The 14719-nt window shown below is 44.4% G+C and carries 14 protein-coding genes; 9 read left to right on the forward strand and 5 right to left on the reverse strand.

Annotated features, from left to right (window positions below; genetic code table 11):
- Positions 1 to 57 precede the first annotated feature (57 nt).
- Together QF042_RS17085 and QF042_RS17090 are read right to left on the reverse strand one after the other, a co-directional pair.
- Complete coding sequence (locus QF042_RS17085) at positions 58 to 1020, reverse strand: TIGR03885 family FMN-dependent LLM class oxidoreductase (protein WP_307530556.1); 963 nt, start codon at positions 1018 to 1020, stop codon at positions 58 to 60.
- A 152-nt stretch (positions 1021 to 1172) separates the two neighbouring features.
- Complete coding sequence (locus QF042_RS17090; protein ID WP_307530558.1) at positions 1173 to 1886, reverse strand: mechanosensitive ion channel family protein; 714 nt, start codon at positions 1884 to 1886, stop codon at positions 1173 to 1175.
- 485 nt (positions 1887 to 2371) lie between these two features.
- Between QF042_RS17090 and QF042_RS17095 the strand changes: the two genes are divergently transcribed.
- The 3 genes from QF042_RS17095 to QF042_RS17105 all read left to right on the forward strand — a co-directional run bounded on the left by QF042_RS17095 (position 2372) and on the right by QF042_RS17105 (position 6609).
- Entirely contained in the window at positions 2372 to 2911 is a 540-nt protein-coding gene (locus QF042_RS17095; protein WP_307530560.1) for a DUF4142 domain-containing protein, read from the forward strand.
- Between the two features lie 435 nt (positions 2912 to 3346).
- Positions 3347 to 3709, forward strand: a complete 363-nt coding sequence (locus QF042_RS17100; RefSeq protein ID WP_307530562.1) for a response regulator transcription factor — start codon at positions 3347 to 3349, stop codon at positions 3707 to 3709.
- Positions 3710 to 4407: 698 nt separating this feature from the next.
- Entirely contained in the window at positions 4408 to 6609 is a 2202-nt protein-coding gene (locus QF042_RS17105; RefSeq protein ID WP_307530564.1) for a hypothetical protein, read from the forward strand.
- Between the two features lie 309 nt (positions 6610 to 6918).
- On the opposite strand, the gene QF042_RS17110 is transcribed toward QF042_RS17105, so the two are convergent.
- Positions 6919 to 7407, reverse strand: coding sequence for a BON domain-containing protein (locus QF042_RS17110; protein ID WP_307530566.1), 489 nt, complete (start codon positions 7405 to 7407; stop codon positions 6919 to 6921).
- Positions 7408 to 7692: 285 nt separating this feature from the next.
- Here QF042_RS17110 and QF042_RS17115 point away from each other — a divergent pair, with 285 nt between their 5' ends.
- From QF042_RS17115 to QF042_RS17130, 4 genes are all read left to right on the forward strand, one after another.
- A complete protein-coding gene (locus QF042_RS17115) occupies positions 7693 to 8103 on the forward strand; it encodes a hypothetical protein (protein ID WP_307530568.1) in 411 nt (136 codons plus the stop codon).
- A 260-nt stretch (positions 8104 to 8363) separates the two neighbouring features.
- Positions 8364 to 9128 (forward strand): SDR family oxidoreductase, encoded by a 765-nt coding sequence (locus tag QF042_RS17120; protein WP_307530570.1) that lies wholly within the window; start codon positions 8364 to 8366, stop codon positions 9126 to 9128.
- A gap of 1 nt (position 9129) precedes the next feature.
- Positions 9130 to 10206 (forward strand): lactonase family protein, encoded by a 1077-nt coding sequence (locus QF042_RS17125; RefSeq protein ID WP_307530572.1) that lies wholly within the window; start codon positions 9130 to 9132, stop codon positions 10204 to 10206.
- 9 nt (positions 10207 to 10215) lie between these two features.
- Positions 10216 to 11280, forward strand: a complete 1065-nt coding sequence (locus tag QF042_RS17130; protein ID WP_307530574.1) for a zinc-binding dehydrogenase — start codon at positions 10216 to 10218, stop codon at positions 11278 to 11280.
- Between the two features lie 272 nt (positions 11281 to 11552).
- Here the strand turns inward: QF042_RS17130 and QF042_RS17135 are convergent, their stop codons facing one another.
- Positions 11553 to 11972, reverse strand: a complete 420-nt coding sequence (locus QF042_RS17135) for a DUF1810 domain-containing protein (protein ID WP_307530576.1) — start codon at positions 11970 to 11972, stop codon at positions 11553 to 11555.
- A 164-nt stretch (positions 11973 to 12136) separates the two neighbouring features.
- Entirely contained in the window at positions 12137 to 13780 is a 1644-nt protein-coding gene (locus QF042_RS17140; protein ID WP_307530578.1) for a glycosyltransferase family 39 protein, read from the reverse strand.
- 297 nt (positions 13781 to 14077) lie between these two features.
- Between QF042_RS17140 and QF042_RS17145 the strand changes: the two genes are divergently transcribed.
- Entirely contained in the window at positions 14078 to 14245 is a 168-nt protein-coding gene (locus QF042_RS17145; RefSeq protein ID WP_307530580.1) for a hypothetical protein, read from the forward strand.
- Positions 14246 to 14372: 127 nt separating this feature from the next.
- Positions 14373 to 14663: a hypothetical protein gene (locus tag QF042_RS17150; RefSeq protein WP_307530582.1), complete on the forward strand. Its 291-nt coding sequence runs from the start codon at positions 14373 to 14375 to the stop codon at positions 14661 to 14663.
- Positions 14664 to 14719 lie beyond the last annotated feature (56 nt).

Genomic DNA, 14719 nt, shown 5'->3' on the forward strand with positions numbered 1-14719 from the left:
CTTGCACGAACCAGCCAGTTAGTAATTCTTTGATAAAATATTAAGACTTTAAAACAGCTATTTATTTTTAAGCTGAGGCAACACCTGTTTTCCAAAATCTTCAATAAAATCCTTTTGGTTCCTGTTTACATTATGCAGGATAATACGATCAAAACCCAGGCTGATATCTTCTTCTATCCACTGTTGATGTTCGAGCAGATCGGATGAAATCCTGACATAATCATGCATTTGCGATTGTTGTACCAGTTCAGCTGCAGCGTCAAAGTGCGCAACAGTCGGCAGTTCTCCCAACACACTGCCCTGAAAAATATTTCCGCGCCACTGATCAAAGGCGCCCGAAACGGCTTCCTCCTGGTTCCTTGCATAAGACAGTTGAACCTTAAGGTAGATCGGCTTTCCCTCGCCTCCGTTTGCCCGGAAGGCATTAATAATTTTTTGCATTTCAGCCTTGGGGCGGTGAGTGGTAAGCAGACCATCGGCCCATTCTCCGGCCCATTTTGCGGTTTCCAAACTTACTGCGGCACAAAACAACATAGGCATTTTGCCGGGCAGGGTATAGAGTTTTGCATTCTCAATTGAAACAAGTCCACGGTGAGAAACCGTTTGCCCGTTCAAAAGGCTACTGATCACCTGATGACATTCCAAAAGCCGGGCATTCCTGACCTGTTTTTCAGGCCACTTATCTCCGGTAATAAGTTCATTTAATGCCTCGCCGCTACCTAAAGCTACAGATAGCCGGCCATCAAACATTTCATTCAGCGTAGCAATCGCCTGTGCTACTATAGCCGGATGGTAACGTTGTCCTGGTGCACAGACCATACTATAAGGAAGACCGGTTGCCAGTAGCGCAGCCCCAAGCCAGGCAAATGAAAAGCCACTCTGCCCCTGCCTCTCGCTCCAGGGGTGAAAATGATCTGAAGATGATATCGCCTCAAATCCGGCGTTTTCTGCTAGCCTGACGTATTCCAAAAGGCTACTGGGTGCAAACTGTTCGTGTGAGGCATGATAAGCAATCGTCATGTGGTAAAGTTAAATTCGTTCTATGGTTTCAGTTCCGTTTACCAGCGCTAGCCGGTTGGAACCATATAATAAACAGCCTTGAAGCAGGCGAAGTTTTGTGATTAGCGAATACCTGCAATTTCTCATCTGCTACCCGGTCCGGAAATGTAGCGTTACACTCCCGGAAGCTTAAGTCCCGAATCGATTAAATCCTGAAGAATGGTTTCCTGAACAGAAAGCTTGGTATCTTGAAACCCGTGCGCATTTACCCATACATTTACGCTTAGCAGATATCCGTCGGCCTGAAGTTCGGCTACACCGATACGGCGCTCCGGAGTTGCAAGAATATTGGCCTCCTTATCAATTGAGCCATTGATTATCCGTTTGGCTTCCTTAACGTTCACCCCATTTGGCATTTTCAGATTGATATCAAGGCGGCGCCGCCCCTCACGGCTGATATTTATAATTACCTCGTTTGACAGCTTTCCATTAGGCACAATTACAACCCGGTTATCGAAAGTTGTGACCACAGTGTAAAATACCTCAATAGCGGTCACGGTTCCTTCTAGCCCCTGGGTGATGATATTATCCCCTACTACGAAAGGCTTAAGCAAAAGTATGATGATTCCGCTGGCAAAATTCTGAAGCGTACCGGAAAGGGCGAGTCCTATGGCAACACCGAACGATGCAATAATTGCTGTAAAGAGCGTTAACTGTATTCCCATGATCTGCATCACTCCTATAATCAAAAGTACCCGGAGCGCTACCCCAATCAGACTTAAAAGAAACGGCTTGACTGTCGGATCTACACCTTTCCGGCGCATGCCCATACGAGCCCGGTTCAGTCCCCAGCGGATAAGCCAAAGGCCGAAGAAAAGTATCGTCACCCCAATTATCAACCGCGGACCATAACTGATCACCCAATCATAGGCATGTTGATAGAACTTTGTAAGATTAAACTCCGTTTTCATAACTGTTTTAATACTATTATCCCTTTTAACCCAAACTACCGTATAAAACCATTCAAAAACCCCGAATGTTTAATAAACGCTTTGGATATGCATTTAGATGACCGAAATAGAGCATCGGTCAAATTTTCATATACATCGCTATATCAATGAGAATCCTCATGTATTGCTTGCATAAACTTGTATATCCAATGATTATGGCCTTTTATTCTTGCTGTTATTCGGTTAACGAAATGCAGACAGGTGTAATAATTTTTTCGTATAACCGGGTACAAGTATCCTGGATATCTTCAACTCAAGCTACATTTTTTTTCCATGTTGCAGGCCGGTAAATCTTTTTTTCCACTAAACCTTTATATCCTGGCTCTTGTTTATTAAGTTATTTACATCTTATACCGAAACTTATGAAAACAAATAACTTAAATGGCCGTAGGCATTTTTTGACTACGACAATCAAAAGCGCAATTGTTCTCGGAGCCGGCGGCACAATGGCTGGCAGTCTATTAAATCCCATTGCAGCAATTGCACAAAAAGCTGATGCACCGCTACAGACCAGGATTGCAATTTTAGGGACTGCCTCGTTGCAGACAAGTAAACTTGCATTAACAAAGGCCAGTAATGCCGAGGTAAAACTTTTTGCCAAGTTTGAGGCAGCTGAACAAGAGACAATGGGCACGATCCTAAAGGACATGGGTACTCCGGTTCCAGCCCCAAGTGAAGAAGGAAAGGCAATATTGTCCAAACTACAGTCCCTATCCGGCGGAGCTTTCGACCGTGCTTTTATGCAGGCCCAGGTTGATACGCATAAAAAACTAAAAGATGCGGTGTCTGCATTAAGGGATGCAAGTGCAGACAAACATGTAAAGCACGTTACCGCACTTGCGCTGGCTACCATTCAGGAACACACTGAACGTGGGCAAACACTATTAGGTAAGCTCGGATAATGATATAGGTTAGGGCTGTCCGAAAACAAAAATCTTTGAATCAGCTGCAAGGCAAGACTTCCCGATCAGGTGCCTGAATAAAAAAGATCTGATAGCCTTTTCGGACAGCACCCCTTCTAATCAACATTACCAGCTTTGAAAACAGACAATCGCTTCCATTATTAATTTTTATCTGCCGGCACAGGTAAGACATTTGTCCTCAACAATCTTTATTCTCTGACAAATAAAGGAAATAAGCATATACTTATACCGTCTCATTGCCCGACTTACATCACCACAAAAAGACGTTTTAATCTTTATGCATGGCTACCAGATTACAAAAACTGATATCCGCGATATCATTCCATAACTGTATACGCGTTTTTCTTTCAGTTTGTAAAGCGGTCCGGCAAACAAAAAACTAAATTTTAGGTTGTTAAGAAAAATGCCGGATATATGAGCAAAATAGTAATGGTGGTTGAGGACAATGATGACATCAGGGAAATTATCGAGATTTTATTAAGCGAGGAGGAATACGAAGTGAAGCTTTGCCCAGATGCGGCCACTTTCCGTGGTGAGATCGCTAAAAGCTCCCCTGACCTGATCATAATGGATGTCATGCTACCCGATGGGAACGGACTGGAGCTTTGCGGGGAAATACAAGCCAATAATAAAACCGCACATATTCCAATATTGATCATGTCGGCACATGCATCTTTCTCTGACGTGCATATGAACTGCAAACCTAACGGATTCATAAAAAAACCATTTGACATCCATAACTTCATTGACCGCGTGGGAGAAACCATAGGTAAGTAGCGCAAGTGGCGTCTTGGGTCACTGCAATTTTATCCCGGTCGCAGCATAAAGATCTCAGCTGACCCTGACCCTATGTTATATAAAAGTCTTGGTGGAACAACGGTTAGTCTAAGCCGGATCCGACCTTTGATCATTGTGATGGGTGATGGTTATCAACAGAAGCAGTATTGAATAGTTATGGGCCGGCCTTTCTTGCTTTGATCCGATGTTGACATAGGATTCGGGACACTCGGTCCTCCGGAAAAATCTAATATCCACCCAAGTGTTAAGCGAGGCTTCACCCAAGGCCTTTTTTCTGTTTAGAAATCGTAAAATAATCTGCAAATTGATCAAAAACCTTACTTGCCATCTTCTATAAATAAATGGTCCAGGCGTATTTATACCGGTATCAACAGATTAATACCTAAAATGAAAAGGCGAGTAACTGGGAATAAACCATTGCAATCCCATAACTGTTTACCTAGTGGATGAATATTATTGATTATGACCCTAGACGATAAAATGAAGAAGATTTTAAAAGGCACTTTGCCTAAAAATGATACTAACCGATCCCTATGCCAGTTAAAATACATCAAGGATACACGCTATAGAACCCGGGGCCTACCTTAAAACCTGACCTGATAGAAATACCTCGTGCATAGCAGAAGATGACATTTGCTATTCAATTGAAGCATCAATTTCCAATTAATTAAACAACTATGAATCCAGTCTCCACATGGGCAAGCGTTGCCCAAGCTGATTTGAATCACCAAGCGCCGATTACTACGCTCAAGTACCTAAATTACAGCTTCAAGCTTTTTAACACCGGCGATTCGCTATGGCTTGTGGCCACCTATCCAAAAAAAGAAAGCGTCAGTTTCCGTCTGGTTTTTACTGCCAATGATCCATTGGTAGTGAAAAACATAGAGGAGCAGGAAAATGGCCTGATGATTACAGCCAAAACCTTGACGGCGACTTTCCGGACAACAATCAATTTCCCTGATCCCCGGCAGTCCATCTTCCGTTATACCACCACAATGGTCTGCAACCAACCAATGCTTATCCCATTCTGGCCAAAAGATATTCTGCCTTTCAACAGCGATGGAAAGATAAGCGGGGAAGGTACTGTGCATATGCAGCAGGTGGGCACCAGGTCAGGCCTCCTATTTTTCAGCCTGCCAGCACCGCATTCAGCTTCGGTATTTTACTTTCAGAACCTTACCGCCCTAGCCTCCTACTGCGAGGAAACTAAAACATCTGCAGGAGAACTTGTTGGAGGAAAATGGCCTGAACTTGGATTTTCACTTCCACCTGCAATCGACTCACCGGTGCCGGAAGAAAAAGAATTAACCATTTCGGATGCTTTTGTACTCTTAAGCGAAGTGGTTCCAAACGATAATTTTGAGGTGACCAGCCAGTTCCTCGAATATCTCGCTGCCGTTTATCTATTGATACCAAAACCGGAAGCCGTTTATCACGACTGGCCTGCAACAGCAGAGCAAGGATTAAACGGGCTGGCGGCACACAAAGGCTGCTGGACATTTGCCGGCGGACACCCATATCTCAACGCATATGTTTGCGACTATAAAACCCCGCCCGAACTGATGGTACAGATGGCTGTGCTGATTCCCTTAATGGAATATTGCCACTGGAAGGACGCCCCCCACCCCATTGTTCAGGAGATGAGAGATGGCGTACCGGCATTTTATGATACAGAATTAAAAACTGTTGTGCGGTGGTTACCTGCGAAAAAAAGTGACCTCGATGGATCTGAAGAACAGAAACAAGAGGGTGTAATGGACGCATGGTACCTGCACCACCCTTTACTCAACCTGACCAGACTTGCCGGTACCGGGGATGAGGATGCCAAAAAACTGTTGCTCGATTCGATCGACTACGCAATAAAAGTGGCACAGCATTTTGATTACCAATGGCCGGTTTTCTATAAGATGGAAAACCTGGAAGTAATAAAAGCAGAAACTAAACCAGGAGAAGGCGGAGAAAAAGATGTGCCCGGAGCCTACGCACACCTGATGCTCGAGGTATGGAAACTCACCGGAGAAAAGCGTTATTTCGAGGAAGCAAGGGCGGCTGCCGATAAACTCATTGGCATGGGATTCGAAATTTTTTATCAGGCCAACAACACCTCTTTTGCCGCAAAGGCAATGCTCAGATTATACAAAGAAACAAAAGAAGAGAAATACCTGAAGGTCAGCTATGTATTTATCGCCTCCATTTTTAAAAATGTGCAACTTTGGGACTGTAACTATGGATACGGCAAAAATTTTCCGACCTTCTTTGCCATTTTCCCGCTTAGTGATGCGCCCTACACAGCAGCATACGAGGAACAGGAGGTGCACGCCGGATTACTTGAATACCTTGCTGAGGCGCAGGATGTGGAAATACTGCCTTCCATCCAATTGTTGATTGCAGAATTCGTGCGCTATACCGTAACCAGAATCTCCTCCTATTATCCGCCCCGGCTACCCGCAGAGATGCTGTCAGAACAGGTCAAAACCGGAGAAGTGGACCGCAACCTGTGGGTTCCACTTGAAGATATCCACGATGGCTGGGAAAAATCAGGAGAAGTTGGTCAGGAAGTTTATGGCTCCGGAATTGCCTTTGGTATCGTACCCAGACAGTATTATAAAGTTCCGGATCAGCCTTTTATGATCTATATTGACTATCCCCTCATTAATTACAAAATAGTTAAAAACAGATCAGTTGAATTTACCATTCTGGGCGATAAAAGATTAAGTTGCGAAATGAGGATCATTAAACAGAGTCGGGCAAAACTGCCGGAATTTGAAATCCGGACAGCAAGAGATAAAGAGCCGATCAAAGGTAAACAGGCCGAAGCTGGTAGCATCATTTATAGCCTGACTGGCAATCAGAAAGTGACCATTAAATGGAAATCCTGATTGAAAAACATTAATCAACCGAGGCTGTATCATATTTGTAATTCACTTCGAATTTGTCACGTTGAGCCTGTCGAAACGCCTTGTAAGACATTTAAAGCAGGCCCTTCGACAAGCTCAGGATGACAATTCTATATTATGATACAGACTCAAGACGCTTAATCTGATTGAGCCTACTGTAACTGACTTGTTGGGCACTTTAGCTGCTTATCTGGTGCTGTAAGGCCCACATGGTAGAATTTTAGACAACAATAGCCGGCGTAAAGATCCAAGGGACATTAGAGCTCCTTATTTTCATCCAGCGGCAAGTCTTTATTTAACTTCCGGAATCAACTGCTCTGTGTTCACATTCGGATATACCTTCCCCACAGCCGACACCATTTTCTCCAGCGCCGTTGCCGGTACTTTTCCCGTGAGCACAACAGTTGTGTCAGATACCGTTGCAATGACTGAGGGATATGCGGCGAGTATACTGTCAACCTGCTGACTGAGCGAAAAGGACGGACCGATCGTTACCGGTCTGATAACCAAACGGTCATCTATGCTGTCAATTATATGAATAGTCTTAATCTTTTGCATCAAGAGATTCTTGGATTTTACTGAGGGGCAACTGCCGGTAAGGGTTACCGTACCTTTTTCCACTGAAAAACGGGCGCCGGCAAAATTTACATCCTCCTTAGCTTTAGTTGTCAGATCTGCTTTGATGGCCTGATCTCTGGCTTTTTGGCTACAAGCGGATAACAGGGATACCGCTAATAAACAAGCGTTAAGATGTGCGCGGGTATTGTGATTTTTTTTCATCGGTGTTTGATTAGAGTGCAACCTATCTATTTAAAGCAACCGATTTCCATGAAGCGAAAAACCGGCGCATGCTGTTTAACTTAGGCACTTACATAAGCATTAAACAATCTTCAGCCTCTCAAGTTTAACCTATTGCTAAAACAGGTAATCCATGCTGCCTGAAAAGTAATTCTACGTCCAGGGACACTTGCACTTCAGAGCTGCCAAGTCCCATCATTTGGAAATCCGCCCGAGGAAAGCAAACCAATACTATAAAACCATCCTGTTCAAACAGTTGTTTGTATAATGAACAGGCCATCATTGTTATTTAATATAGAGTATATGCGCCACCTCCAGAAAAAGATGTTGAGAAAATCTACGTTTATTGCACAGGGAAGTTACTATTTGCTCACCGGTATATGGCCAATTATCCATATCGGGAGTTTCATGGCAGTAACCGGTTATAAAACCGATATCTGGCTGGTCAAAATGGTAGCTCTTTTATCCACTACGATTGGCATCCAGCTCCTCTTACAGCTTTCGAAAAACCCCGGTCCGAAACTGCTTAGTGTGATGACAGCGCTTTCCTTTTTGCTCATCGACACCTATTATGCGCTCCATGGCACCATATCCAAAATTTATCTGGCAGATGCCATGGCCCAGGTTATCTTTATTGTTAGCGTCCTGCTTACGGTCCAAAAACGAGACAGCGCATAACCCAATGCTTTTTCTGATCAGGTCAGGCTTTGCCCAATGGTGGAAGCTCAGGGCAAAGCATTTGTGCCGGGCGATAGATACCTGTTTTACAAAGTAATTATACCCGATCTACCGCTCAGTGAAAAGGCAAAAACAGCTTAGACAGCACTTTGAACCTATTTTATTCAGTTTTAAGCCTCTAGATGGGGGTGCGCCTCAACACCATTTTTATTTAAAATTGTTGATTGAGTAAGGATATATAAAAACTTAATTTTTAATTTATGGGATTCAATGAGATCAACACGGGTAGCAGTACAGCCTTATCCGGAAAACGCATTTTAATCACCGGTGGTACAACCGGGATAGGTAGAGAGATCGCCATTTTGTTAACCTCCCTTGGTGGCAATTGCCTCATCTGTGGCAGAAATCGCGAGCAGCTTGATGAGACTATTGCCGCAGCGAAAAATGGAGATTCAACAGGCTCCTGCCAGGGCGTGGTTACCGAGCTGGCTAATGGCGATGAGATCAAAGTTTTATATGATGAAGTGGATGCCCGGTTGGGTGGGCTCGATATACTCATCAATAATGCAGCGCTTGGCTTTGGCAGCGTTACCGAGGGTGGTTATGATCAGATCAGTTATATTATACAGACCAACCTGATTGCTTATCTGGCCTGCTCACATTATGCGATAGCGCGCATGCAGCAGCAGGGCGAAGGCCATATTGTAAATATCGGTTCCATGAGTGCCGATGTACGTGAGAAAGGCAGCTCTGTGTATGTGGCTACAAAATCAGCAATACAGGGATTTTCCGAAGCACTGAGAAAGGAACTCAATCCCGAAAAAATCAAAGTCACACTTATTGAGCCTGGCGCAGTCGATACCGACATGCAAATGGACAGTACCGAAGAAAAATATCGACAGGTAGAAGATTTGGAAATGCTACCTGCCATAGCAATTGCGAAAGCAGTAGCTTACTGCCTGTCTCAGCCACCAGGCTGCGAAGTGGTTGGAATGCAGATTAAACCTCAATTGCAACTGATATAATATGGTAATAGTAGTCGGAAGCTATAGTAAAGAGACCCATGCTGGCATTCACCTGTACCGCTGGGATAATGATAAAAACAGGTTTGGAAACATTGGCCATATAACCGGTATTGAAAACCCTTCCTTTGTGAGTATTGACGCTGTAAAAGGACTTATTTATGCGGTTACTGAAAAGAAAGAAACGGAAGATTCGGAACTTCATATCTACCAAATGACAGGATTGCAGGAAGAAACTAACCTGATTGCCCGCATTCGGTTCAGCGGCCAGGGCTCCTGTTATATCAGCACAGATACCACCAGCAAGCACGCGTTCATCACCAATTATGGAAGCGGCAGCTTAACGGTGATCAGGCTACCTCAGGGAAACGAGCAGGGAGTGGTGGTACAGCAGCTGGAGTTTAAGGGAAGCGGGCCTGTTGCCGAACGCCAGGAGAAGCCTCATCTTCATGCAGCCCTGCCATCAAAAGATAACCGTTATCTCTATTGCAGCGATCTTGGATCTGACCGTCTGTACAGGTTCTCTTACCGTCCGGAAGCTACTCTCCCGCTTCCCCCCGAACAATCGATATATCAGCAGCTCCCTGCAGGCAGCGGTCCAAGGCACCTCGCGTTAAGCCCCAATGGAGACCGCCTTTACCTCATCACCGAGCTCACCGGAGAAATATACATGTTCAATACTGGTGATTTCGGGACCGGTTGGTTGCAAAGAGTATCGTTGCTGCAGGAGGGATATAGTGGAAAAACCGAAGGAGCAGACATTAAAGTCCATCCAAACGGGGCATATTTATATGCAAGCAACCGCGGAAACGCCAATGAAATCGTAGTATTTTCTATAGAGCGCATTAGCGGACAGCTGTTCTTTCTGCAGCGGATAGGTGCAGCGGGGCTAAGTCCAAGGGGACTGCACATCTGTGAGCAAGAGGGGCTGTTACTTGTGGCCAATGAACAGAGCGATAACATTTCGATCTTCGGGCTTCAATCCGATGGCACATTGAAATTTACAAAAGAAGAATTGCGGGTGCCCTGCCCTACCTGCATTACAGAATGGCGGGAAAAGCAAACCTTAAATATAATTTAAACAGAAACGATGGAACAATTAATGACTGCTGCACTGAAAACAGCTGATGGAAAGTTTGAAGTTAAACAAGTAGAACGGGTTACCATCCCAGCCGATGACTGGGTGCTTGCCCGGGTAAAAGTATCGGGTATCTGCGGAACCGACCTTCGCCACTGGAAAAAACATGAGCCAGAACTACAGTGCAAAATAATGGGACACGAGCTGGCCGGAGAAGTAGTTGAGGTGGGAAGTGCGGTAACCAATGTCAAACCCGGCGACCGCGTGGTAATCGAAACCTTATTGGGAGATGGTAGCTGTGAGTGGTGCCGGGTACAACAGTACAACCTTTGCCCTAATCTCTACAAGGTACGAATGGAAACCGTTTCCCGTGCATTTGCCGAATATGTTACAGGGCCGGCAACGAAGTTCCATTTACTGCCTGACGAGGTAAGCTTTGAAGAGGCGACTGTGCTCGATACCTTTGCCGTCTGCCTCCATGCTCAGCACCAGAGCGGAATCCAGGTGAATGATCAGGTGGTGGTTGTCGGTGCCGGACCTATCGGCATCGGCCAGTTGCAACTAGCCAGAACAGCCGGAGCAGACGTATTTGTTATTGATGTTGTAAATTCCTCCCTTGAGATTGCGAAAGCGCTTGGTGCAACCGCGGTCATCAATTCTAAAAATGAAGATGTTAATGCACGGATACTGGAGCTCACCAATGGCCGGGGCGCAGATATAACATTTGAATGCGTAGGAGGAGAACACATGGCTGAGACGCTCGAACTGGCAACCACTTTGACCAGGATTGGCGGAAAAGTAATTGTGGTCGGCGGATTTGAAGCCGGAAAAACCCCCATTACACTGGATTGGGAACGGCTACAAAAAGGTCAGATCCAACTGGTTTTAAGTGCAAGTTACGCTTTCCGCGATATTTACCCAGAAATGAAGATCTGCCTCGACCTATTGGCCAAGGGAAAAATAAATGCACGTAAAATGATTACCCATCAGTTTCCGCTCGAGCAAATTAACGAAGCTTTTGAAACTGCGCAGGAGAAGGAGAAAACAGGCGCACTCTTTGTTGCACTAAAGCACTGATAATACCCCATGAAACGTGAAATTACCTGAATCCCGCACGGGCGGAACAACAACGACGCCCGTTCTGCAGTTAAAGAAGTTAACGGCGCAGATTCATCCGCCCGATGCGGGCACTTTAAGGCAGACGGAACACCTAAAGAAGAATGGATCCCGTTTTCACAGCTTGATCTGGTTATGCCTACAGAAGGCGGATCTAAAGATAATCTTTACCAGAGCCCGAATGCTCTGCATATAAAACGGTTGCATTCCGGCATATAGGGATATCATATCCGCTACTCTAAAAGTTCAAGTGTCAGGCTATCAAACTGTCCGTCAAAATATTTATCTAATACTTTTTTGAATACCTGATCGGCATCTTTAGCCCGGGCGAACAGGGTCATACAGGAACGCAGTTTCATGTCATCAGGGGAGCCAAATATCTCATGGGCAGATCTGCCGGTGAGCGAAAGAACTGCATTGGATATCTCAACCAAATGCCTGCCAAGAACCGGGTGCTTAAGATAATCCGTAGCATCATGAATTCCCTCAAGCGCATAATACTCAGAAATCTCACTTTTGCCAAGCCCCTTCAACTGCGGAAATATATACCACATCCAATGGCTCACCTTCTTCCCTGCCCGTATCTCTTCCAGGGCTTTTAGGTAAGCCTGATTCTGTGCAGTCAAAAACCTGTTTATCTTTTCCGATTCCATACCACTTACATTTAAGCTTCTTCGAAGCTGTTAATTAATATTTTAACAAAAAAAATCAAATCCAGACATTAAGAACTTTCTTATTAATCAGAAAAATACCTTTCGATATCCCGAAAATACAGTTGTTAAATCCATTCAAAAAATCTCCCTGCCTGGCCCATCTGTTATTCAAGCCCGAAATCAAAATCCTGGAAACGTTTTTCCGACCATTCGCTTGCATACCATTTAAGGGTAGCGCTTTTTACATTTGTAATCAAATAGATCCCCCTGCCATACACCCTCGAATAAGGATTTTCGATAGAGGCAAACCTGGTATAAACATGCGCCGGCAAGAGCGGAGCGGGTTCTGATGAAAAGAAAATAAGATTTTTAGCGGTGATCCGATCAGGTGCCCACATTGCAAAACTGCTGCTCAGCGAAACCACTTTTGGAAGAGGGTATTTACGCGAATAATAGGTAAATGCGGCAGCAGCCCCATAACCCTCTGCCAGAATAACCGTCTGCCGCTGCTGGGATGGGCTTAACTTCCCATAAAAAGCGGATGTTTTAATAGCAAGCTCTTCCCAGCCGATCATATCGGCATAGTTCTGATTAACCATATGCACCTTTTGATCTTCCCATCTTAAAGGAAAATCCAGCCCAAAGTGGCTATAAGTCCATTCAAAAACCTTAGACGTCTTTTCGATCGGCAGATAAGGCAGCACTACCAGCGATAGCAAAAGATTTGGAACGAGAAGAACTCCTGTAAAAGCAATCTTCACTGCTTTACCGTATTTACGCAAGAAGTTCTCAAAAAAAATCCCACCAAGGGCAAACAGCGGCGGAAAAGCGCCAAAAGCATAATAGGGTTTCCCTCTGAACAATAACAGTACCAACATCACAAACATAAAACCTGACACAAAAAATATATACCGCTTTAATTTATCAGCAGTAAAAATATAGTATAAACCGGCCAACCAGACAAACAGGCCTGTACCATTGGAAAGCAGCTGCTGGAGCACAAAATCAAAACGGCCAATATACACCAGCTGGTTTTTTTTAAGTTCGTCAAGATGAAGAAAGGCCGGAAAACCGTTCTCAAACTGCCAGACCAGGTGCGGGAAGATAATCAGTACCGCAATCAAAAACGGGACAAAAAAACTTTTAACATTCAGCAGTCGCCGGCTTTCCCTGTTCAGGAACAAACCGATAACCATACCAGCCACATAAATAGAAATGGTATATTTTACCAATATACCCACCCCGATAACAAGACCCAGCAAATAAAGAAGATGATCCCTGGGATCCTGCAGGTAACACACCACCAGATAACAGCATAACAGCCAGAAGAACTCATCGAAAACCTGGGGAATAAAAAGAGCCCCGGTAGCAAGAAAAGCAGAGGAAAAGGCAACAGTACAACATGCGACAAGCACTGCAAAATACCGACCTTTTAGCCTGATCACCATAAGCCCGGTCAGATGAACAATTGCCCCGGCGAAAAAAGCCGGAATAAGCCGCATACCGATCATCGAATCACCAAAAAGCCTTTCCCCCAGAACGCTCATCAAAGCAATAAAGGGAGGCGTTTCCCTATATCCCCAGGAAAGGTGATCTCCTAAAGTAATATAAAGCAGCTCATCCTGATGAAAACCATATCTGTTCATAGAACCAAGGTGGAGCAAAAACTGGGCGAGCGCAATTATGGAGGTAAGTAAAATGGCTTTTTGTTTATCATTCCAATGATCAATACGCAGATAATAAGGTATTACGGCACTGGAAATAAGAGATTTATTGTTCTTTAAAAATGGGCTATTCTGACTATGCATACAGACATATAACACCATAAAGAAAGAATTTGTGTTGAAAACCCGAATCTTATTACATAGATCCGATCCGCCTTTCCATATACCTGTCGCTTTCGATCTACCTGCCTTCAATAGCTATGATTTATATTACGAAATCCCGGAATTTACAGCCTAAGCTTTTTCTGGTAGCTTTACCCCTGCTTTAATAAACAGTTTCTTTTTAACAATATCTTTCAAATTAATATCTTTGGGGCAATGAGTTTACCACTACGCATCACCTTTGAGGGTGAAGACTACACTTACACGATCCTGACCAGGATGATCAACAAAGAGACTGCAGAAATCAAGATTAGCCTAAATGGTGAAGAACTGACCTTATCCCGGAATATTCGCGGAGAATGGGATGCGGCGGAGCGCACGGTTAGTGATGAGCAAGGTTTAATTAAGGCAATAGCCCGAAACGTCGCTTTGCGTTACAGGCTATAATCGGTAAGAACACCACCACGGTTTTTATAACAAACATGCTGTATTTTGAACGCCAGGGGATATTTAATCAATAATTTCAAAAACCTCATTGGCCCATAATGTGTTTTATACTTATAACCACAATGTTATGGAACAGATGCAGATTGATCCGCAAATGAGGATCGAAATTGATTATCAGGACTGGCCGTTAACCAGCGCAACGCAAAAACTCCAGCCAACTTTGTTCAAAGATGGAGAGGCATTCTGCTGTTTCCTTGGCCCAGACTCGCACAAAGGGATTTTTGGACGTGGAGACACCGCCTATGAAGCAGTCATAGATTGGGAACAGCACCTGCATGACCGATTGGCAGAAAACAATGCTGCAGACCAGGTGACCGGGTATGTTAAACGTAGTCTTAACATACAAGACATTATCTAAAATGGTAGAAGCTCTAAAGGTATGCTTACTCCCATAATATCTACAAACATTGTCCT

Source organism: Pedobacter sp. W3I1, assembly GCF_030816015.1.
In the GTDB taxonomy this organism is placed as follows: domain Bacteria; phylum Bacteroidota; class Bacteroidia; order Sphingobacteriales; family Sphingobacteriaceae; genus Pedobacter.